The sequence below is a fragment of the Arthrobacter sp. UNC362MFTsu5.1 genome (genome assembly GCF_000685965.1).
Taxonomy (GTDB): domain Bacteria; phylum Actinomycetota; class Actinomycetes; order Actinomycetales; family Micrococcaceae; genus Arthrobacter.
Map to the genome: position 1 here is coordinate 48,364 of NZ_JMLE01000023.1, position 21,262 is coordinate 69,625.

21 protein-coding genes and 1 pseudogene are annotated in these 21,262 nt (G+C 66.9%); 16 read left to right on the plus strand and 6 right to left on the minus strand.

The window, feature by feature from the left end:
• The first annotated feature begins 7 nt into the window (after positions 1 to 7).
• The 4 genes from BS38_RS0118565 (at position 8) to BS38_RS0118580 (ending at position 5,356) form a co-directional block, all read left to right on the plus strand.
• On the plus strand, positions 8 to 757 hold the full coding sequence (locus tag BS38_RS0118565; protein WP_156037178.1) for a hypothetical protein: 750 nt from the start codon (positions 8 to 10) through the stop codon (positions 755 to 757).
• A gap of 441 nt (positions 758 to 1,198) precedes the next feature.
• Positions 1,199 to 3,010, plus strand: a complete 1,812-nt coding sequence (locus BS38_RS0118570) for a proline--tRNA ligase (protein WP_028272167.1) — start codon at positions 1,199 to 1,201, stop codon at positions 3,008 to 3,010.
• An 18-nt stretch (positions 3,011 to 3,028) separates the two neighbouring features.
• Entirely contained in the window at positions 3,029 to 3,823 is a 795-nt protein-coding gene (locus BS38_RS0118575; protein ID WP_028272168.1) for a sulfite exporter TauE/SafE family protein, read from the plus strand.
• Between the two features lie 66 nt (positions 3,824 to 3,889).
• Positions 3,890 to 5,356 (plus strand): pyridoxal phosphate-dependent decarboxylase family protein, encoded by a 1,467-nt coding sequence (locus BS38_RS0118580; RefSeq protein ID WP_028272169.1) that lies wholly within the window; start codon positions 3,890 to 3,892, stop codon positions 5,354 to 5,356.
• Positions 5,357 to 5,380: 24 nt separating this feature from the next.
• Here BS38_RS0118580 and BS38_RS0118585 read toward each other — a convergent pair whose 3' ends face one another.
• From BS38_RS0118585 to BS38_RS0118595, 3 genes are all read right to left on the minus strand, one after another.
• A complete protein-coding gene (locus BS38_RS0118585) occupies positions 5,381 to 6,388 on the minus strand; it encodes an aminoglycoside phosphotransferase family protein (RefSeq protein WP_028272170.1) in 1,008 nt (335 codons plus the stop codon).
• Between the two features lie 43 nt (positions 6,389 to 6,431).
• Positions 6,432 to 7,163, minus strand: a complete 732-nt coding sequence (locus BS38_RS0118590; RefSeq protein WP_028272171.1) for a VIT1/CCC1 transporter family protein — start codon at positions 7,161 to 7,163, stop codon at positions 6,432 to 6,434.
• An 82-nt stretch (positions 7,164 to 7,245) separates the two neighbouring features.
• Positions 7,246 to 8,499, minus strand: coding sequence for a ferritin-like domain-containing protein (locus tag BS38_RS0118595; protein ID WP_081818967.1), 1,254 nt, complete (start codon positions 8,497 to 8,499; stop codon positions 7,246 to 7,248).
• 87 nt (positions 8,500 to 8,586) lie between these two features.
• On the opposite strand from BS38_RS0118595, the gene rimP reads away from it, so the two are divergent.
• The 5 genes from rimP to rbfA all read left to right on the plus strand — a co-directional run bounded on the left by rimP (position 8,587) and on the right by rbfA (position 14,559).
• Positions 8,587 to 9,204, plus strand: a complete 618-nt coding sequence (gene rimP / locus BS38_RS0118600; RefSeq protein WP_028272173.1) for a ribosome maturation factor RimP — start codon at positions 8,587 to 8,589, stop codon at positions 9,202 to 9,204.
• Positions 9,204 to 10,184, plus strand: a complete 981-nt coding sequence (gene nusA, locus BS38_RS0118605; RefSeq protein WP_028272174.1) for a transcription termination factor NusA — start codon at positions 9,204 to 9,206, stop codon at positions 10,182 to 10,184. The genes rimP and nusA overlap by 1 nt, the downstream gene beginning before the upstream one ends.
• Positions 10,185 to 10,401: 217 nt before the next feature.
• A complete protein-coding gene (locus tag BS38_RS0118610; protein ID WP_028272175.1) occupies positions 10,402 to 10,743 on the plus strand; it encodes a YlxR family protein in 342 nt (113 codons plus the stop codon).
• Between the two features lie 152 nt (positions 10,744 to 10,895).
• Complete coding sequence (gene infB, locus BS38_RS0118615) at positions 10,896 to 13,802, plus strand: translation initiation factor IF-2 (RefSeq protein ID WP_028272176.1); 2,907 nt, start codon at positions 10,896 to 10,898, stop codon at positions 13,800 to 13,802.
• 247 nt (positions 13,803 to 14,049) lie between these two features.
• Positions 14,050 to 14,559: a 30S ribosome-binding factor RbfA gene (gene rbfA / locus BS38_RS0118620; RefSeq protein ID WP_028272177.1), complete on the plus strand. Its 510-nt coding sequence runs from the start codon at positions 14,050 to 14,052 to the stop codon at positions 14,557 to 14,559.
• 68 nt (positions 14,560 to 14,627) lie between these two features.
• Here the strand turns inward: rbfA and BS38_RS0118625 are convergent, their stop codons facing one another.
• On the minus strand, positions 14,628 to 15,596 hold the full coding sequence (locus BS38_RS0118625; RefSeq protein WP_028272178.1) for a ScyD/ScyE family protein: 969 nt from the start codon (positions 15,594 to 15,596) through the stop codon (positions 14,628 to 14,630).
• 160 nt (positions 15,597 to 15,756) lie between these two features.
• Between BS38_RS0118625 and BS38_RS0118630 the strand changes: the two genes are divergently transcribed.
• The 3 genes from BS38_RS0118630 to BS38_RS0118640 all read left to right on the plus strand — a co-directional run bounded on the left by BS38_RS0118630 (position 15,757) and on the right by BS38_RS0118640 (position 17,221).
• Positions 15,757 to 16,242 carry a nucleoside deaminase gene (locus tag BS38_RS0118630; protein ID WP_028272179.1) on the plus strand — a complete coding sequence of 162 codons (486 nt, stop codon included), beginning with the start codon at positions 15,757 to 15,759 and terminating at the stop codon, positions 16,240 to 16,242.
• Positions 16,243 to 16,325: 83 nt separating this feature from the next.
• Entirely contained in the window at positions 16,326 to 16,799 is a 474-nt protein-coding gene (gene trxA, locus BS38_RS0118635) for a thioredoxin (protein ID WP_442853353.1), read from the plus strand.
• 83 nt (positions 16,800 to 16,882) lie between these two features.
• On the plus strand, positions 16,883 to 17,221 hold the full coding sequence (locus tag BS38_RS0118640; RefSeq protein WP_028272181.1) for a CU044_2847 family protein: 339 nt from the start codon (positions 16,883 to 16,885) through the stop codon (positions 17,219 to 17,221).
• Positions 17,222 to 17,260: 39 nt separating this feature from the next.
• Here BS38_RS0118640 and BS38_RS0118645 read toward each other — a convergent pair whose 3' ends face one another.
• Both BS38_RS0118645 and BS38_RS0118650 read right to left on the minus strand, forming a co-directional pair.
• Positions 17,261 to 17,470: a hypothetical protein gene (locus BS38_RS0118645; protein ID WP_028272182.1), complete on the minus strand. Its 210-nt coding sequence runs from the start codon at positions 17,468 to 17,470 to the stop codon at positions 17,261 to 17,263.
• A 149-nt stretch (positions 17,471 to 17,619) separates the two neighbouring features.
• The gene (locus BS38_RS0118650; RefSeq protein WP_028272183.1) at positions 17,620 to 18,774 is read right to left on the minus strand and encodes a pyridoxal phosphate-dependent aminotransferase; all 1,155 of its coding nucleotides are present in this window, start codon (positions 18,772 to 18,774) and stop codon (positions 17,620 to 17,622) included.
• A 99-nt stretch (positions 18,775 to 18,873) separates the two neighbouring features.
• Between BS38_RS0118650 and truB the strand changes: the two genes are divergently transcribed.
• From truB to BS38_RS0118670, 4 genes and pseudogenes are all read left to right on the plus strand, one after another.
• A complete protein-coding gene (truB, locus tag BS38_RS0118655; protein WP_028272184.1) occupies positions 18,874 to 19,809 on the plus strand; it encodes a tRNA pseudouridine(55) synthase TruB in 936 nt (311 codons plus the stop codon).
• Between the two features lies 1 nt (position 19,810).
• The gene (locus BS38_RS0118660) at positions 19,811 to 20,164 is read left to right on the plus strand and encodes a hypothetical protein (RefSeq protein ID WP_028272185.1); all 354 of its coding nucleotides are present in this window, start codon (positions 19,811 to 19,813) and stop codon (positions 20,162 to 20,164) included.
• A gap of 18 nt (positions 20,165 to 20,182) precedes the next feature.
• Positions 20,183 to 20,659: a hypothetical protein gene (locus tag BS38_RS25635; protein WP_043439233.1), complete on the plus strand. Its 477-nt coding sequence runs from the start codon at positions 20,183 to 20,185 to the stop codon at positions 20,657 to 20,659.
• A gap of 44 nt (positions 20,660 to 20,703) precedes the next feature.
• Positions 20,704 to 21,262, plus strand: a pseudogene (locus tag BS38_RS0118670) (hypothetical protein); the annotation flags it as partial.

The following is a 21,262-nucleotide window of genomic DNA, read 5'->3' on the forward strand; positions in this document are numbered from 1 at the left end:
GGGATAAATGAATACGTCCGTTGTGCGCTTTTTCGGGGCTTCTGCCCTCCTGGTGCTTGGCCTGTCCGCCTGCGGCGGTCCTGCCGCCCCTGCTGGCGCCGGGGCGTCCCCGGAAACGTCCGCCGCATCTGTCACCCCCAGCCCCACGCCAACGGAAGCGGCATTCACCATGCTGACCTCCGAGGAACTCGCGGAGATCGCCGGAGCCGTGAAGGACTCAGGCAGCGTACCCCTCTCCGTCTTGCCTGCCGACAAGGTTTCGCAGGCGCTCGACCAGATGATGTCCCTCATGACCGACGTGCAGGTGGAGCCGGCCGAGTGCAATTCCATCGCCACCGGGACGGCGATCAAGCCGGACAGCAACACCACCATGGCGGTGGGTGCCTCCACTTCGTCTACGGCGGAACTCACCCAGACGCTCTCCCTCGTGTCAGGCGTGGCGAAGGAAGAACTGGACCAGACGCTTGCCCGTCGCAGCAGCGAGATCGAAGACTGCAGCAGCATCAGCATGAACATCCAGGGAATGTCCATGACAGCCGAGACCACCCGGCTTGACAGCGGTGCCGGCACCGAGGGCGCGATTGCCATGCAAACGGACGTCACCTTGCCTACAGGCGGAACCCAGAGCACCGTGATGGCCTTCGCCGTCAAGGGCGGAGTCCTGATCTCGGCGCAGGCCACAGGGACCGGCGTTACGGAGTCCGACCTCGCGGCTGCGGAAGCCATGCTGGACCAGGCAGCCGCCCTGATCGACTAGCGGAACGGCCGCCGGGGAGAACGCGGTAACACAGAGTCAACTGTCGAAAACTGCGTGACGACTCTTGTAATGGTGCCGTGAATCACATAGGTTCTTCCTAGCCGCGCCGATGGGGTGCGTGCGGTCTCAGGGGGAAATCAGCAGATGGCACTGGACGTTGACCTTCCCAGCAGGCACGCCTAGCGCTTCCTCCGGACTTCTGGGTCCGACGGGCCGTAAGAGCCACGCCAAAACAGGATGACCAGCCGGCAACGGCCAGGGGCTTCCTTTCAGTTCTGGCGTGGCTCTTCTCCGTCCGGCGCGGGAACGCGCGGGGGTGAGGGGCATTGGCTCCGGCGGCCGGGAACCCGGCACCCGCCGCGCCACGGTAGATTAGTACCCAGACGAATTTGCCCAGCCCGTCATCTGAACAGGCACCTCCCAAGAAACGGATTCCTACCCGTGGTCCTTCGACTATCCAAGCTGTTCCTGCGCACCCTGCGCGAAGATCCCGCCGATGCCGAGGTGGCGAGCCACCGGCTCCTGGTCCGTGCCGGGTATATCCGCAGGGCAGCGCCGGGCATCTACACCTGGCTGCCGCTTGGCCTGAGCGTGCTGCGCAAAGTGGAGAAAGTCATCCGCGAGGAAATGACCGCCATCGGCGCCCAGGAAGTCCACTTCCCGGCCCTCCTGCCCAAGGAGCCCTACGAGGCCACCAACCGGTGGACCGAGTACGGCGAGGGCATTTTCCGGCTCAAGGACCGCAAGGGCGGGGACTACCTCCTGGCGCCCACGCACGAGGAAATGTTCACCCTGCTGGTCAAGGACCTGTACTCCTCGTACAAGGACCTTCCGCTGAGCATCTACCAGATCCAGAACAAGTACCGCGATGAGGCCCGGCCGCGCGCCGGCCTGCTGCGCGGCCGCGAGTTCATCATGAAGGACTCCTACTCGTTCGACGTCGACGACGCCGGCCTGGACGCGAGCTACAACGCACACCGCGCCGCCTACCTGAAGATCTTCGAGCGCCTCGGCCTTGAAGTGGTTCCGGTGGCCGCCACGGCAGGTGCCATGGGCGGCTCCCGGAGCGAGGAGTTCCTGCACCCCACCGAGATCGGCGAAGACACGTTTGTGCGCTCCGCCGGCGGCTACGCGGCCAACGTGGAGGCCGTGACCACCGTGGTGCCCGCGGAGATCGACTTCACCAACGCGCCTGCCGCAGAGATCCGGGACACCCCGAACACTCCCACCATCGACACGCTCGTGGACGCAGCCAACCAGCTGGTTCCCCGCGACGAGAACGACGGCGGCGCCTGGACGGCCGCTGACACGCTGAAGAACGTCGTCCTCGCCATCACCCTTCCCACCGGGGAGCGGCAGATCGTCGTCATCGGCGTGCCCGGTGACCGCGGCGTCGACCTGAAGCGGGTAGAGGCCAACATCGGCGCCTACCTGCCGGTCGCCGGCGAGATCACCGTTGAGGCCGCCGGCGAGGAAGACCTTGCCCGCAACCCCCTGATCGTCCGCGGCTACCTGGGCCCCGGCATGTCGCTGAGCGCACCGCTCCTCGGACTCGAAGGTGCCGCCAAGCTCCTGTACCTGGTGGATCCCCGCGTGGTCAGCGGCACCGCCTGGGTCACCGGCGCCAACATGGCCGGAAAGCACGTCTTCGGCCTCGTGGCCGGCCGCGACTTCGGCTGGGACGGCGTGATCGAGTGCACCGAAGTGCGTGCCGGCGACGAGGCCCCGGACGGATCCGGTCCGCTGGAGACCGCCCGCGGCATCGAGATGGGCCACATCTTCCAGCTCGGCCGCAAGTACGCCGAAGCCCTTGAACTGAAGGTCCTGGACCAGAACGGCAAGCAGGTGGTGGTCACCATGGGTTCCTACGGCGTCGGCGTTACCCGCGCCGTCGCGGCCCTGGCCGAATCCAACCACGATGCCAAGGGCCTGGTCTGGCCCCGCGCAGTGGCTCCCGCCGATGTCCACGTCGTGGCTGTGGGCCGGGGCGAGGAAATCTTCGCGGCGGCCGAGAAGCTCTCGCTCGAGCTTGAAGCCGCAGGCCTCGAGGTCATCTACGACGACCGCCCCAAGGTGTCCCCGGGCGTCAAGTTCGGCGACGCGGAGCTCGTCGGAGTGCCCACCATCCTGGCTGTTGGCCGCGGACTGGCGGACGGCGTTGTGGAGATCAAGGACCGCCGCAGCGGTGAGGCGGAGAACGTGGCCGTGGAGAAGGCCGTTGACTATGTGGTCAACGCCGTCCGCAGCAAGTAACCCTGCACGGCTGAAGGAGTGATCTCGGGATTCGAGTCGCTGGAGCCCGCCACGCTGATCCTCATCATCGTGGCGGGCTTCGCCGCAGGGTGGATTGACGCAGTGGTGGGCGGCGGGGGACTGATCCAGCTCCCGGCGCTGCTGCTGGTGCCGGGCATCAGCCCGGTCCAGGCTCTCGCCACCAACAAAATGGGTTCCATTTTCGGGACCACCACCAGCGCCGTGACGTACTACCGGCGGGTCAGGCCGGACCTGCGGACCGCCATACCCATGGCAGTCATTGCGCTGGCCGGGAGCTTCGGCGGCGCGGTGCTGGCCGCCACCCTGCCGGCGAGCGTCTTCAAGCCCATCATCGTTGCGGCGCTGGTGGCCGTCGCGCTGTTTACGGCGTTCAAACCCAACATCGGCGACCTGACCTCGCTCCGCCACGACGGCCGGACCCACTACGTGGTGGCCTGCCTCATCGGAGCGGCCATAGGATTCTACGACGGCCTGATCGGGCCAGGGACAGGTTCATTCCTGATCATCGCGCTGGTGTCCGCGATGGGCTACGCGTTCCTCGAGGCCAGCGCCAAGGCAAAGATCGTGAACATGGCCACCAATGCCGGTGCCCTGATCTTTTTCCTGCCGCACGGCTCGCTGCTCTGGGGCGTGGGGCTGGTGCTGGGACTCGCCAACATGGCGGGCGGCTACCTCGGGGCGCGGACCGCGGTGAAGCAGGGCAGCACCTTCATCCGCAACGTTTTCCTCGCCGTCGTCGGCGCCCTCATCCTCAAGCTCGGCTTCGACATCTGGCAGGACACCTTCGCCTAGCAGGCTAGCCGACGGGGATGCGAAAGACCCTCCCGGCCGGGAGGGGCGCGGGCGTACCATGCTCCTATGTCAACAGGGGACGAGCCTTTCCGCGACGCCTTGGACGCAGCAGCCGGGCACGCCCGTGAATGGCTGGCAAGCCAGCAGACCCGCCGGGTAGGGCCCCGGGCCACGGCAGGGGAGCTGGAGGCCGTCTTCGGCGGCCCCCTGCCCCGGGCCGGCATGCCGGCAGAAGAAGTGATCGACTATCTCGCGGCCGAGGCGGAACCCGGCCTGATGGCCATGCCATCGGGCCGTTTTTTCGGCTGGGTCATCGGCGGCACCCTGCCCGCCGCCCTGGCTGCGGACTGGCTGGTCAGTGCCTGGGACCAGAGTTCCATGCTCCGTGCCGCCACGCCCGCCACGGCGGCCCTCGAGGCCGCAGCCGGGCACTGGTTCCTGGAGCTGCTGGGCTTGCCGGAAACGGCCGACGTCGGTTTCGTCACCGGCGCGACCATGGCCAACTTCGCCGGCCTGTCCGCCGCCCGCTGGCGCGTCCTCAAGAAGGCCGGCTGGGACGTGAACACCGGTGGCCTTGCCGGCGCACCGGCACTGCGCTGCATAGTCGGCCAGGAACGCCATGACTCGATCGATCTCGCCTTGCGGTACCTGGGCCTGGGAAGCCCCATCGTGGTGCCTTCGGACCGGCAGGGCCGCATGGATCCGGCGGAGCTGGACTGTGCACTGGACCGCGCCGCCCTGGACCGCTCCGGCCTGGACCGCACCGGTCCGGACCGCGCCTTGGTCCCGGCATCGGACGGCACCGCCGTGTCAGCCGCCCCGCCGATTGTGTGCCTGCAGGCCGGGAATGTGCATTCCGGCGCGTTCGATCCGTTCCTCCAGGCAATCACCGTCGCGAAGGCACATGGCGCCTGGGTGCACGTTGACGGGGCTTTCGGACTCTGGGCGGCTGCGGTGCCGGAACTTGCCGCCCTGACCGCAGGCCTCCACCTTGCTGACTCGTGGGCAACCGATGCGCACAAGACACTCAACGTGCCCTACGACTGCGGCATCGTGGCTGTGCGGGACACGGAGGCGCTTGAGGCCGCCATGAGCGTCGACCCCAGTTACATCATCCGGGATGCCGGCGCGGCAGCGGATCCCTTCCAGACCGTCCCGGAACTCTCCCGCCGTGCGCGCGGCGTTCCCGTGTGGGCGGCGCTGAAGTCCCTTGGCCGGGATGGCGTTGCGGCGCAGGTGCGCAATCTGGCGAGCCGCGCTTCGCAGTTGGCGGAGCAACTGTCGGCGCTGGACGGCGTGGAAATACTTAACGACGTCGTCTACACACAGGTCTCGCTGGCCTTCGGCGATGACGCCACCACGCGGGCCGTGACGGCCCGGATCATCGAGGACGGGCTGGTGTGGATGTCCGGTTCCCGCTGGCAGGGGCGGGATATCCTGCGTCTTTCAGTGAGCAACTGGACAACGGACGACGCCGACGTCGAGGCAGCCGTCGCGGCCGTGCGGAAAGCGCTGGCAGCAGTTCGCGGCTAGGCCCGGCCGCTGAACCACAGCCGCCTAGCCCGGCCCTGCTTCACCCGGGGCCGGGAGGTCATGCGCAGCTGGCAATCCGTCCAGGGTGCCTCCGGCCAGCGTGCTGGCCACCCAGAGCGAACGGGCCAGATCGCCGCCGTGATGGGGACGCGAGGCATAGGACAAGGCGTTCTCAACTTCGCGGGCAAGGCTCCACTGCCGGGCCGCCTCGGCATCCAGCCCGGCCGCCTCGCTGAAGTCGCGGCACCTCTCCAGCAGTCCCCGCCGGGGATTAGAGCGGGAGAGGTCCCGGATGCGGTTCCACAAGAGCGGGGCCACGGAGAACTCTGCCTCGCCGATCATCGGCTGCGGGTCGATGGCCGCAAAACCGCCCTGCGGCCGGGCCAGGATGTTCAGGAAATGGAAGTCCGTGTTGACCAGGACGTCGGTACCGGCGCGGCGGCCCACGGCTCCGCGCGTCTGGCAAACTTCCAGGGCAGCCTCCAGCAGCCAGCGCGGAAATGGCCGGCCGAGCTGCTCCCAGTCCGCCGGAAGATCATCGCTCCACTGCTCGGCGCGGGCCGCCACATGGTCGAATTCCTGCCACTCCGGGCGATGGTCCGGCCTCAGGCCCAACTGCCGTGTCAGCCCGCCCCAGACGGCTGCGGCCGCATCGAGCGGAACGTCCTCAAGGGAACGGCAGGCGTCCAGCCTTTCCAACAGCATGGAACACGTCCCGGCGTCGGATTCCAGGAGCCGCACCGCGCCGTTGCCGTCCCACAGCCGGAGGGCGAAACGCTCCACCCGGGCTTCGTCGTGCGGGTAGGCAACCTTGAGGACTGCGGGGGTGCCCTTCCGGGTTACCGGGACAACTACGGCTCCGTGGCCGTTCCAGGGGAGCTCACCGGGCGCCAGATCCACCTCAAGGTCCCACCGCTCCAGGCGTCCGCAAATCAGTCCCTGGAGTGAACCCAGCCACGCGCGTCCGCCGCTTGTCCTGCCGTACCGGCGGCTCAGGTCAGGCGGGATGGGGACATCGGCGAGTGCTTTCATCGGATCCAGCGTAACTGCTGGCCCGCCGGCAGTTGGCGGAAGGTCAGGCGACCACGCCGCTGGCCCCCAGCAGGTTGCCGATCCCGAAGGTCGCGATGAGGGCCAGGGCACCGCCGAGCACCACCCTGAACGCAGCCTTCGACTTCGAGCCTCCGCCGATCCATGCTCCGAGGGCGCCGGTCAATGCCAGCGCCACCAGCACTGCCGCGAACGTCAAGGGGACCCGGATCTCCTCCGGCGGCAGAAGGATTGCCAGCATGGGGAGGATCGCTCCGATCAGGAACGCGATGGCGGACGCGAAGGCGGCATGCCACGGGCTGACGATGTCGGTCTCATCGATGTGGAGTTCGGCGGAAAGGTGCGCGCCGAGGGCGTCGTGGGCGGTGAGTTCCTCGGCCACCGTGCGGGCCGTGGCGGCGCTGAGGCCCTTGCCCTGGTAGATGGCGGCGAGCTCCTCGAGCTCCTCCTCGGGCTGTTCAGCCAGTTCGCGTCTTTCTTTTTCGATGAGCGCCTGCTGGCTGTCCTTCTGGCTGCTGACGGATACGTATTCGCCCAGCGCCATCGAGATGGCGCCACCCACGACGCCGGCCGCACCGGCGATCAGGATAGGGCCTGAGTCCGTGGTGACGCCTGCCACGCCCACCACGATTGCCGCGACGGAGACGATGCCGTCGTTAGCGCCCAGAACTCCGGCACGCAGCCAGTTCAGGCGATGGGCGATGTCGTTGTGGTGCGGTTCGTTTTCATGCTGCGTTGCTGCTCCCGCGATGTCCATGGGTATAGCAAACCATCGGCCACCGCGGCCTGCCAGTAATACAAGGCTAAGAAAGGTAAGGCACGCTTAGGCGAGGCAGGTTCTATCCGGCGTCCGACGGCGCAGGCGACGCCCCCGGCGCTGTCGATTCCTGCGACGGGCTGTCCTCCGGGAGCTCCGGAAGCTGCGCTGTATCCACCACGATGCCCGGCAGGGGACCAGGGTCGGAGCCCCACAGTACGGCGCGGTTGGCGGCGGCGAGAAGGCCCGAAATGGCCCATTGCCGCGTGCTCCCGCCGCTCAACGCCACCAGGTCCCCGTAGACCGGAAGGGTTCCTGCTTCAAGGCTTCCCAGCCCGGCGGCGGGGGAAGCGAGGAATGAGGGGCCGAGGGTGTACCCGGCCTCCCGCGGCGGAATATCCACGCACAGGGCGCGGCTGAGGGCCTCGGCTTCGGCAAGGACCGATTCATGCCGGGCCAGCAGCGCCGACGCCGAGCCGGCGGCGGCTCCGTCGAGGCGGGCAAGCGCCACCTGGTAGCCGTAGATCGTTTCGGCCTCGGTCTTGACAGTCATCGCCAGCGCTGTCTTCGGGGTGGCCGATCCTCCAGCCGGATCGGACTCGGTGGTGGCTGGCGGGCAGGAACCGCCCGCTGTTGGCGATGCGGATGCCGACGACGGGGCCGGCGGCTCGGTTGTCGGTGAAGCGGCTGCCGGTGAAGCGGCTGCCGGTGAAGCGGCTGCCGGCGAAGCGGCGGGGGACCCTGGCGCCGCCGGGGCAGCTGCCCCCAGCGCCGGTGCCAGCGAGGCCGCCTGAAGAACCTGGGCGGTGCCGACGGCGGCCAGCAGCCGTGCCATCCCGCCGTCGGACGCTGCCGCATCCTCGAGGCGCTGGCTGCCGCTGGCGGACAACGCCGCGACGAGTGCCGCGGGGGAATCCGCACCCTCGGCCGGTGCCCCCTCGGCCTGCGCCGTCGGAGTTGCGGTGGCCGTGCCGGCTCCCGATGCGGAAGCAGCACCCGTGGCCGACGCGGACGGTTCCGGACCGGTCCCGGTCAGCGCCCTCGCCTGGGTTGTCAGCAAAGTCACAGTGCGCAGCAGGGCCTGGCGCTCGGCGCCGGAAAAGGAGTCAGCCATTTTCCTTCCCGCAAGGCGCAGCTGCGTCGTTTCGGCAAGCGCGGAGGCACGTGCCCGTTCGGAAAACGCGGGTTCCGGCGCCTCCTGCGGAGGTCCGGGAGTCAGGGCCAGCCCCAGGCTGATGACGAGTATGGCCAACGATGCCAGGATGCCGTACCGGAAATAGTGTGCCGGCCGGGGTTTTTCCTTGGTGTCGTCTTTCACAACAGACCATGTTGTCATGCCCGGCAGCAAGCGAGTGCACCACGGTGGCCATAAAATGGCTACGCTAGTACACACAACATCATCTAGCGGGAGGCGGCCGGCATCGTGAGTAATGCAGAAGCCACGACTTCATCAGACCGGACCGGGACGGGCAAGGCTGAGGCCGAATCCGTGCACAACCCGGAAGCCGAGCGCGTCCGGGCGCTGCTGGAACCCTCGGTCCAGGCAAACCGGCTTTACCTGGAGGACGTATCCATTCAGGTTGCCGGTGCAAACCGTGTGGTCCACGTAGTGGTGGACCTGCCGCAGGAGGAGACCGGCGGAGTAAGCCTTGACGTTATTGCCGAGATTTCCAAGGAGCTCTCCGGCATCCTGGACAGCGACCCCAGCTACGACAGCCGCCCCTACGACCTCGAGGTTTCCTCGCCCGGCGTGGGACGGCCCCTGTCCGAACCGCGCCACTGGCACCGTGCCCGCGGCCGCATGGTCAAGGTGAACGTCATTCAGGGCGAGAACCTGACCGGCAGGATCCAGGCCGTTGATGAGGACGGCGTGACACTGATTCCGGAGATCGCCGCCAAGAAGGGCATGAAGCCCAAGCAGGGCGAGCCGGAGAAGATTCCTTTCGACAGGATCCGCAATGGAAAAGTCGAGATAGAGTTCAGCCACCTCGATGAGGTCGGTCTGGAAGATGAAAACAATGGACCTTCTGAGGAGGCCTGATGGATATTGACATGAGCGCACTGAGACTTCTGGAGCGTGAGCGTGAAATCCCGCTGGACCTCCTGATCCCCACCATCGAGCAGGCGCTGCTGGTGGCGTACCACAAGTCTCCGGGAGCCTTCGAGAAGGCCCGCGCAGAGCTGGACCGCAAGAGCGGCCACGTAACCATCTGGGCAACCGAAATCGACGACGACGGCGCCCCCATCGGTGAGTTCGAGGACACCCCGGCCGGGTTCGGCCGCATCGCTGCGAGCACGGCACGCCAGATCATCCTGCAGCGGCTGCGCGACGTCGAGGACGACAACGTCCTGGGCGAGTTCAAGGGCCGCGAGGGCGAACTTGTTGCCGGCACCATCCAGCAGGGCAACAACCCGCACATGATCCAGGTGAACCTTGGAACGGTGGAGGCGCTGCTGCCCCCGCCCGAACAGGTGCCCGGCGAGAAGTACATTCACGGAAACAGGCTTCGCGCCTTCGTCATCGACGTGCACCGCGGCACCAAGGGTCCGTCCATCACGTTGTCCCGCTCGCACCCCGGACTGGTCCGGAAACTCTTCGAGCTGGAAGTTCCGGAGATCGCCGACCGTTCGGTGGAGATCGTGGCACTCGCCCGCGAAGCCGGGCACCGCACCAAGATCGCTGTCAAGGCCAACATCCCCGGCATCAATGCCAAGGGTGCCTGCATCGGTGAAATGGGCTCGCGTGTCCGGGCCGTCATGACCGAGCTCAACGACGAAAAGATCGACATCGTTGACTTCAGCGAGGATCCGGCCAGCTTCATTGCCAGCGCATTGTCGCCGTCAAGGGTGAATTCCGTCACCATCACGGATGAGGCGACCCGCTCCGCACGTGTGGTGGTGCCGGACTACCAGCTGTCGCTTGCCATCGGCAAGGAGGGCCAGAACGCCCGCCTGGCCGCCAAGCTCACCGGCTGGCGGATCGACATCGTCTCCGACGCCGCGGTTCAGCGCGAAAACTAGCCCGCCGTTGCGGAGGGCACCCTCGGACTGTCCCGCCCGGTTTCGACCCGTCGTTTCGGGGCCGGGGCACCTGAGGGGCTAGAATAGACATTGACCGTGCCTTATGGCCGGTATCCGTGCGCCTTGAGCGTGCCCGCAGAACCTGCGTTCCTTTGGAGCGCAGCACCGGCGGGCGGGTTCGGGGCGGCAGATTTGTAAGGGCAGGAAGATACTCACCGTGGCGCACACGCAACACTTTGAGGATCAGCCGCAGCGTACCTGCATCGGATGCCGGAAGAAGGGTCCGCGGTCTGAGCTACTCCGGCTCGTCGCCGAAGGCAGCGGTTCCGCCGCTGTCGTGGTGGACGAACGACGCCGGATGGCTGGCCGGGGTGCTTGGCTGCACTCCAGCGAAACGTGCCTGGCGCTGGCTATCAAGCGGCGTGCGTTCGGACGTGCCCTCCCGGGCACCACCGGAATTGCCGCCGTCGAGCGCCGGATAACGGCAGGCACGCAAGCCGTGGACACTCCGGTGGCCGCAGCAACAACCGTCCAACCTGAAAGCGGGTCAGAAAACTGATGGAAACCCGATGAGTTCCCAGCGATGAGTGCGCAACGATGACAACTTTGTTGCGCTCTGCAATGGACCTTTCAGCTGCACTCGCGGCGGAGGTCCGCAGTAAGAAGTAGACGGTTCGTGCCTGGCTCGGTGCGGACCGAGACAGGAGAAATGTGGCCAAGGTCCGCGTACATGAGCTTGCTAAAGAGCTCGGTATTACTTCCAAAGATGCAGTAACCAAACTGCAGGAACTGGGCGAATTCGTTCGCTCCGCCTCTTCCACCATTGAGGCCCCCGTTGTGAGGAAACTCCGCAACGCCTACCCCGCCGCCGGCGCTTCGAAGTCCGAAGCTCCCGCTGCAGCGCCCAAGGCACCCGCCAGCCCCTCGGCTTCCCGTCCGGCCCCCGCGCCGGGCCCGGCAGCTCCGAAGGCTCCGGAACCCAAGGCTGAAGCTCCGGCCGCAGCCCCGGCCCCGTCGGCGCCTGCTCCCGCTGCAGCCCCTGCCCCCGCAGCCCCGGCTCCAGCAGCAGCTGCGCCGGCAGCCCCGGCCGCACCGTCCACCGGTGCTAAGCCCGGCGCACGCCCGGCCCCCAAGGCTGAAGCTCCCGCGGCCCCGTCGCGCTCCGGCGGCCAGGGCGGTTCGGCACCGCGTCCGGGCGGTCCCCGTCCCGGCAACAACCCCTTCGCCACGTCCCAGGGCATGCCCCGGGGCCGCGGCGGCGACAACGAACGTCCGCCGCGTCCGGGCAACAACCCGTTCGCGCCTTCCCAGGGCATGCCCCGTCCGGGCGGAAGCCGCACCGAGGGCGAACGCCCCGGCGGCCCGCGTCCGGCAGCCGGTGCAGGTGGACCCCGTCCGGGTGCTCCGCGTCCCGGCGGCACCCAGGGTGCACGTCCCGGCGCTCCGCGTCCGGCCGGTGCTCCCGGTGCACGTCCCGGTGCAGGCGGCGGAAACCGTCCTACTCCGGGCATGATGCCTAACCGCACCGAACGTCCCGCACCCGCTGGTGCAGGCCGTCCCGGCGGCGGTGGCCGCGGCCCCGGACGCCCGGGCGGCGCACCGGGTACCGGTGGTGCTCCGGGTGCCGGTGGCGGTGCTCCGGCCGGCGGTGGCTTCGGCAAGGGCGGCCGCGGTCGCGGTGGCACCCAGGGTGCCTTCGGTAAGGGCGGCGCAGGCCGTGGCAAGCAGCGCAAGTCGAAGCGTGCCAAGCGTCAGGAACTCGAGCAGATGAGTGCTCCGTCGCTGGGTGGCGTAAGCGTGCCCCGCGGCGACGGCAACACCGTTGTCCGGCTCCGTCGCGGCTCGTCCATCACGGACTTTGCCGACAAGATCGAGGCGAACCCCGCTGCACTGGTGACCGTACTCTTCCACCTCGGCGAAATGGCCACGGCCACGCAGTCGCTGGATGAAGAGACCTTCGCCCTGCTGGGCGAGGAGCTTGGCTACAAGCTCCAGGTCGTGTCCCCGGAGGACGAGGAGCGCGAGCTGCTCAGCACCTTCGACATCGACTTCGACGCAGAGCTGGAAGCCGAAGGCGACGAAGTACTGGAGGCACGTCCTCCGGTTGTCACCGTCATGGGTCACGTGGACCACGGTAAGACCCGCCTGCTGGATGCCATCCGTAACTCCGACGTTGTCGCGGGCGAACACGGCGGCATCACGCAGCACATCGGTGCTTACCAGATCACCACCGACCACGAAGGCATCGAACGCAAGATCACCTTCATCGATACTCCGGGCCACGAGGCGTTCACCGCCATGCGTGCCCGTGGTGCGAAGGTCACCGACATCGCCATCCTGGTGGTCGCAGCGGACGACGGCGTGATGCCGCAGACCGTTGAGGCCCTCAACCACGCACAGGCGGCCAACGTGCCGATCGTCGTGGCTGTGAACAAGATCGACAAGGAAGGCGCCAACCCGGACAAGGTCCGCGGCCAGCTGACCGAGTACGGACTGGTTCCCGAGGAATACGGTGGCGACACCATGTTCGTGGAGGTCTCTGCCCGCCAGAACCTCAACATCGACGAGCTGCTCGAGGCAGTCCTGCTCACCGCAGACGCTGCCCTGGACATGCGCGCCAACCCGAACAAGGACGCCCGCGGTATCGCGATCGAAGCCAACCTGGACAAGGGCCGCGGTTCCGTGGCCACCGTCCTGGTCCAGTCCGGTACGCTGCACGTCGGCGACACCATCGTGGCAGGCACGGCCCACGGCCGCGTCCGTGCGATGTTCGACGACGACGGCAGCGTCCTGACCGAGGCCGGCCCGTCCCGCCCCGTGCAGGTGCTGGGTCTGTCCAACGTCCCGCGTGCAGGCGACACCTTCTTCGTGACCGCTGACGAGCGCACCGCCCGCCAGATCGCCGAGAAGCGTGAAGCAGCCGACCGCAACGCCGCCCTGGCCAAGCGCCGCAAGCGCATCAGCCTGGAAGACTTCGACCAGGCCGTCGCCGAAGGCAAGATCGACACCCTCAACCTCATCCTCAAGGGTGACGTGTCCGGTGCCGTGGAAGCCCTCGAAGACGCGCTGCTCAAGATCGACGTCGGCGAAGGTGTCCAGCTCCGCGTTATCCACCGCGGTGTCGGTGCGATCACGCAGAACGACGTCAACCTGGCAACGGTCGACAGCGCCGTCATCATCGGCTTCAACGTCAAGCCCGCCGAGCGTGTTGCCGAACTGGCAGACCGCGAAGGCGTGGACATGCGCTTCTACTCCGTCATCTACGCAGCAATCGATGACATCGAGCTGGCCCTCAAGGGCATGCTCAAGCCGGAGTACGAAGAGGTCCAGCTTGGCACCGCCGAGGTCCGCGAAGTGTTCCGTTCCTCCAAGTTCGGCAACATTGCCGGTTCCATCGTTCGCTCGGGTGTTATCCGACGCAACACGAAGGCCCGCATCAGCCGCGACGGCAAGATCATCGGCGACAACCTCACCGTTGAGACGCTCAAGCGCTTCAAGGACGACGCAACCGAGGTCCGCACGGACTTCGAGTGTGGTATCGGCCTTGGCTCGTACAACGACATCAACGAAGGCGACATCATCGAGACCTTCGAGATGCGCGAGAAGCCGCGCGTCTAGGTTGTCCTAGCGTTACAGGTGCGGGGCCGTTGGGTTTTTCCCGGCGGCCCCGCCCCTTCGCCGGATGGTTTTCGATCTTCGATCGCAAACCATCCGGCTCCGATAGGCCCGATGCCACTCCCTGGCCGCCGGAAAAAACCCAACGGGAGTCCGTCGTAGACTCGCCTTTAGTGCGTGGCAGATAACTGAAACGTGCGACGCAGCCCAAGTGGCCGTCGTCGTACATCCAAAATTTTTAGGAGTGGAAATGGCTGATCCCGCACGGGCTGCCAAGTTGGCGCAGCGGATTAAGGTTGTTGTTGCGGAGGCGCTGGGCCGGAGGGTGAAGGATCCCCGCCTGGAGGGCGTCACCGTGACCGATTCGCGCGTCACCAATGACCTGCAGCACGCCACGATCTACTACACCGTCTTCGGGGATGAAGTGGCGCACGCCGATGCCGCCAAGGGCCTGGAGAAGGCCAAGGGCGTTCTCCGGCAGGAAGTGGGCCGCAACATCACGGTCCGGCTGACTCCCACCCTCGAGTTCGTGGCTGACCAGATCCCGGTGAATGCCTCCAACCTCGAAGAACTGCTCCGTGCCGCCAAGAAGCGCGACGCCGAGGTTGCCGCCCTGGCTGCCAGCGCCAAGCACGCCGGCGACGCCGATCCTTACAAGAGCGACATTCCCGAGGATGTCGAAATCGACGAGGACGACTTCGACGAAGAGGACGAAGACCTCATCGACGACGAAGAAATCAACGAAGACGGCAACAAGTAGGACGTCGCATGCATGATTGTGGCCGGACCCGGAAGGGGTCCGGCCACTTTTGTGTCCAGGGAGCGGCCTCAGTGGCGGGAGTGGCCGTCCAGGTCAATGGACACCAGTTTGCCGTCGGGCGCCTGGTTCGGCGCCGGGAGGGCATCCGTGCTTGCGTACAGCTTGGAATCCCTGATGGAGACGTCGGCCGTGAGCTTGCCTGTCAGGACAGTTCGCTGCCCGTCGTCGCCGTTAATCCTGAGCACGCCGTTGCCGAACAGCGACGCGACGTAGATGTCGCCGTCGTCGTCAAGTGCCAGCCCGGTGGGGGAGAGCGCGTCGTCGGCAAATAGCCTAACCCTGCCGTTGTCCGGGTTGACCTTGTAGACGGACCCGGGTGCGCCAAGCCGCGGATCTTCCGGTCCGCCGGGAAGCGTGGTGACGTAGAGCCACCCGTCGGGCCCGACTGCCACGACCGTGGGCACGGGTTCAAATGCATACGTCCGTCCCACAACACAGTCCGGCAGTTGCAGTGCAGCCGCAACCTCCGCAGTGATCCGGTAGGGCTGGGGCGGCAGGACGGCGACGGTTTCCGTGTCACCTGAACGGAGGTCCACGGAGACCACGCTGTTGGCTCCCGCATCGGCCACATAGGCCGTGCGGCCGGACAGGGCGATCGAGTACGGATGGGAATCCACGTCGCCTGTGTACGAGGCGGGCGGCATGCCTGCGGGCAGCTGCGCGGCGCACTCAGCCGGCAGGTTGCGGAAACCGTAGCGGGTCCCGCCGTCGGCGTTTTCGTTCGACTCCAAGGAAGCGAAGTCCCCGAATGTCCACTGCGTACCGTCATCGCTGATGGCCCGGATATGGCCTGCCAGCGGCCGGTCGTCCATCGGGCCCGCGCCCTGGCTTTCCAGCAGGTACAGTGTGGACCGGCGCTCCGCGGTGCCCGCCACGTCCCAGTCAGGAGCCGAGTAGACGGTGGACTTGCTGCCGTCGGCGAGAACCCGGGTCAGGCGGCCGGCGAATTCTCTCCAATGGCCTTTGATGAGTATCAAGAGCCTTGAGACCACGGATTGGCTACCGCAATGAACGGCCGCCCCCACTGCCCATATTCTAATTCCGGGTGTTCGGCGCCGTCGATGGTCCCGTCGATGGTCACGCAAACTGCCGGGTCCGGCTCACCGGAAAAACAGGCCGGCTGGCTATGATCGGAGCATGGATGCCCAACCTTCAGCCGCCGATATCCAGGATTTCCTGGGCCAGGCCATCAACCTCGCCGTTCAGAATGTGGCCGACGGCGGCGGACCGTTCGGTGCGCTGGTGGTCACCGCGGACGGAAAACGCCATTTTGGCGTCAACAGGGTCACCCGGGATAACGACCCCACTGCACATGCCGAGGTTGTTGCCATCCGCACCGCGGCGGCAGAATCCGCCAACTTCGATCTCAGCGGGGCGGTGCTCTACGCAAGCTGCGAGCCCTGTCCGCTGTGCCTGGCGGCTGCGTTGTGGGCGCGGATCGGCCGCGTGTATTTTGCCGCGGACCGGCACGGTGCCGCGGCAGCCGGGTTCGACGACGCCCTGTTCTACGAATATTTTGACGGCACCCGCCCGGAACTGATGCCGGTCAGCCAAACCGATGTCCCGACGTCGAACGTCCCTTTTGACGCGTGGCGGGACAACCCGGACCGCACTGAATACTGACCTCGGCGTGGGGGTTCGGGCCTGCTGGAGCGGCGGGACCTTCGACTCTATCCGGCAATGGTCGGCAGGCGTCCGATTAAGCCATGACCTCAGGTGCGGCTGGAAGGCAGCGCGGAGCAGTGGACCCGCGACTCATCAGGTGCCCCGGCTGCGGGAAGACAAACAGGATCCCGGCAGCTGCTCCCGGCCGTCCGCGCTGCGGCAACTGCCGCCACGACCTGCCATGGATTGTCGACGCCGGTGACGCTGACTTCAAACACATCGCCGAGCAGTCCACCGTGCCTGCCCTGATCGACTTCTGGGCCGAGTGGTGCGGCCCCTGCAAGTTGGTCAGCCCCGTCCTGGACCAGCTGGCAACCGAGAAGGCAGGCCGGATCAAACTGGTCAAAGTGGACGTGGATAAGGCTCCCGGGCTCTCCGCGAGGTTCGCAGTCCAGGCCATCCCCACGCTGATGGTGATCGTCAGCGGAATGGTGATTGCCCGGCAGGCGGGCGCCGCGCCGGCGCCGGCCCTGCGGACCTGGCTGGAGCACGCGCTTTCGTCCACGCTGAGCTGAGCAGCGCTCCGGTCCCGGCCCCAGTCGTTGCTCAGCAATCTGCAGCACATTCTCGGCACCATATTCGGCACACGGAGGAAGCCATGACAGAGATACTGCGCTACGAAGTCGGATCCGGCATGGTCCTCGTCGAAGCAGAGGAAAGCAGCTTCGGAGTGGAACACCCTTCGCGGGACGACCAGGGGATCCAGGACACCGGGCGCAGGCTTGAGGATGCCCTCGCGGCCATCCGGCCGGCAGCAAAAGCCGCCGCTGACGTCCTGGCGGACCTGGCGCCGGAACATCTGGAACTTCAGTTCGGCGTGAAATTAGCGGGCGCGGCAGGGGCCATCATCGCCAGGAACGTTGCCGAGGCCCACTTCATTGTCAGGATGTCATGGACGCCCGAGCAGGCGCCGCCCGAGGAGGAAATCGAATACTGAAGGCCCCTGCGGCCCAGGTGTATCGAACTTTGTCCGCGGCTATGTCCGCGACCGGCGGCCGCCGCGCGCCCCCAGGCCGCCGAGAAGCGGCGATCCCATGCCCAGCAGGAAACCGAAGTCGTACCAGTTGCCGGCCCTCGCGTTGTTGTAGAAGGGGAACTCAGCCCATGCGCCGAAAACGTGCGCAATGAGCACGATCCACGCCGTAAAACCGTTCCAGAAGCCCCACAGCAGGTCCTGCCACCACATGATGTTCCTCTCCGGTGCCGCCCCTCCGGTCAGACTAAAGCGCGGACAGCGTCCGCACTAGGGACTCATTGCCCCACTTGGACGCTGTTCCCGCGGGAATCGCGGTTCGGCCGCAGCACGCGGGGCGTCAGTCCTTGGACGTGCAGGTGTCAGCTCCTGGATGGCAAGCGGCCAAGGCCCTCCACGAGTTCAGCCTGCGCGCCGCAGAGCGCAATCCGGATCCAGCCTTCGCCAATGGAACCGAAGGCCGTGCCGGGTGCGAAGGAAACCCCGGCGTCGGCGAGGAACTTTCGGACCCAGGACCGCACATCGCCGCCGCTGACGTGGGATACATCGGCCCAAAGGTAGAACGCACCCTGCGCCGAAAGGAACGGAATGCCCTTGGATGCCAGCACTGCCGAGGCTGCGTCGCGGTTGGCCCGGTAGTGGGCGTGCGCATGGCCCACGTAGTCCTGCGGCCCCTCAAGCGCGGCGAGCGCGGCGTACTGGGACGGAGAGGCGACGCAGGAAACGATCGACTCCATCACATTGTTCATCTTCCGCTCCAGCCCGGGCGGGCAAATGAGCGCGCCGATCCGCAGCCCCGTCAGTCCGTAGGTCTTGGAGAGCGTCAACGAAGTGAAGACCCTGGCCTCCCCGGGGATGTCGCTGTCGAAACGGGCGGGGCTGACATGGGGGACATCGTAGGTGAACGCCTCATAGCATTCGTCGGAGATGATCCAAAGGTCGTGGCGCCGGGCCAGGTCAACGAGGCCGCGGGTGAGGTCGCCGCCAAGCACCGCGCCCAGCGGGTTGGACGGCGAGTTCAGGATCAGCACCTTGGTCTGCGGCGTGATGAGGGCCTCGATGTCCTCGATCCTCGGCTGGAAATCGTGTTCCGGGTACAGCGGGTAGCGCACGGGGACAGCGTGCAGCAGCCGGCTGGTCATGGCGAAGGTGGGGTAGCCCGGATTGGGGATCAGGATTTCGTCGCCGGGGGAGAGCAGCAGGCTCATGGCGAAGTGGAGGCCCTGCTGTGCACCGTCCACGACGTAGACACGTTCGGACCCGACCTCCACGCCGTTGTGCTCACGGAACCTCGCGGCGAATGCCTCGCGGAGGGCGGGGATTCCGGCATTCGGTGTGTAGTTGGTTTCGTCGCGGTCCAGGCATGCCATGCCGGCCTCAAGGACGTGGCGGGGGACGGCGAAGCCTGGTTCGCCGATGCTCAGCACGATGGCTCCGGGGGTGGCCCACGCGGCTTCGGTGATCTCGCGGATCTGGTTGACGGGGAAGTCGTGGACATGGGCGGCAAGCTCGGGCATGTCTGCCATCCTAACGGCCCGCTGCCGGCCGCCCGCGGGACCCGGCCGCCCGCCGTCGTGCGAAACGGGAGCGCCGCGGGCGCGGATATACTGGGAGGCGTGCTTTCTGGACTGGTGATAGTTGACAAGCCGCAAGGATGGACCAGCCACGATGTGGTTGGACGGATGCGGCGGCTGGCCGGTACCCGGAAAGTGGGGCATGCCGGCACGCTGGATCCCATGGCCACGGGTGTCCTGGTCCTTGGGATCAACAAGGCCACGCGGCTGTTGACGTACATCGTGGGCACGTCAAAGACGTATACAGCCACCATCCGCCTGGGCGAATCGACAGTGACGGACGACGCCGAAGGCGAGGTGGTCAGCAGCCAGTCTGCCGCGGCGGTCACCGAGGAAGCCATCCGGGCCGGCGTCGCAGCACTCACCGGCGAGATCCAGCAGGTGCCCAGCAGCGTGAGCGCCATCAAAGTCAACGGCGAACGCGCGTATGCCCGGGTCCGGTCCGGCGAAGACGTGAAGCTTGCTGCACGGCCCGTGACCATCCACCGTTTCGATGTCCATTCGGTCCGCCCGGAGCGCGAAGGCGAGGTCCTCGACGTGGACGTCACCGTGGAGTGCTCGTCCGGAACCTACATCCGGGCCCTGGCACGCGACCTGGGTGAGGCGCTCGGGACGGGAGGCCACCTGACGGCGCTGCGGCGGACCCAGGTAGGCCCCTATACGCTGGACCAGGCCCGGACACTCGAGCAGCTGGCAGAGGAACTGGAAGTCCTGGAGATGTCCCGGGCGGCGCGGGCGCTCATGCCGAACCGGGAGCTCAGCGAGGATGAAGCCACTGAAATCTCCTTCGGCCGGCGGATAGCGGCGGGCGCGGCAGCCGGAACGCCGGACGCTGCTACCGCCGACAATCCCGCCGCCGCTTTCGCGCCCGACGGCTCGCTGGTGGCACTGCTGGCCGACGCCGGCGGCTACGCCAAGCCGGTGCTCGTCTTTGCCCCCAGCAACGAACGGCCCGGCAGCGACGAGCGGGCCAAGTAGCGTGGACGCGTACTTTTACATCATCCTGGCCGTCGGCCTGCTGTCCACGATCGTCTGCGCCGTGGCGGGGATCATGAATAAAGCACCGAACGACGCCACCATCCTGTCCGTGGCCGCCGTCGAACTGGCACTTCTGGTTTACCTTGTCGGCTCCATCGTCCGCGTTTCGTCGGGAGAACAGATGGCCGGGGAACCCTGGGAATTCTGGGGCTATTTGATCACTGCGCTGATCCTGCCCGTTGGCGCCGTGTACTGGTCCATCCTGGAACGCACCCGGTGGAGCAACTTTGTCCTGGCTGCCGTGGGCGTCACAGCCCTTGTCATGGCCGCCCGCATGAACCAGATCTGGTACTGAGTGGAAGAAGCACAAGACGTGACTCCGCAAACCCCCGTCAACAAGACCGACGCGGCACCAAAGGCCCAGTCCAAGGACACCCGGAACACCGGGCCCGGGCGGCTGCTGATCGCCGTCTACGCAGTGTTCGCCATCTCCGCCACGGCGCGCGCCGGCTACCAGATTCTCACCAAGTTCAACGAGGCGCCGCTTGCGTACCTGCTCTCGGCGTTCGCGGCACTCGTCTATGTCGTCGCCACGATCTCCCTGGCGAGGCCGGGCAGGACGTGGTTCAAGGTGTCCGTGGCGGCCGTCCTCGTGGAACTGATTGGCGTGGTGGTGGTCGGAGCGCTCAGCATTTTCGACTCCGTCAACTTCCCGCACGAGACCGTCTGGTCCCTCTTCGGCCGCGGTTACGCATTTGTCCCGCTGCTGCTTCCCATCCTTGGCCTTGTGTGGCTGTACAGGCGGCGGCCGTCAGTGAATTCACCGTCAGCAGGGTCACGGTCGGCCTGACACAGCGGCCGTAAATTGTCGGACCCTCGCGGCAGAGTTATCCCATGGAGGTCTTGGGGGAACTCACAGTTGCAGGAGGGCCGTTGCGGTGGGCGGCATTGCCCGCCGCCGCTTCTGCTGTCCGGTTCTCTTCCGGTCCGGGCCTGCGCCGCCTGCCCGCCGGAGCGCAGCCTTCTCAGGCGTTAGCGTCCGACGGCGGCGGGTCCGGTGATGTCGCCCGGATCCTTGCGCTGCTGGGTGCTTTGAGTTCGACGGCGCTCACCGACGCTGCGGGGATGGGCTTCCGCGAAGCGGCTGACTTCGCGGCGATTGTCGAGGGTATTGCCCGGACGACGGAATACCTGCAAGTGGTTGCCGCCGGGTCCGTGGACCGGACCCGGCGGGAGGCCTCTGCTGCTGCACGGGCTGGCTCGGGGTCCGGGGTTGGTTGGACCACCGGGTGGGGTGAAGCGACCGCCGTGCACGGTCCCATCGACTGGGCCACCAGCGAAGCGGACACCAGCCCAAACGACACCAGCCAGGCTGCCAAAACGGCAGTGAGTGGCGAAGCTTCGGTCCCCGCGGAACCGGACCCTGCGGACGACGGCTGCCGGAACACCACCG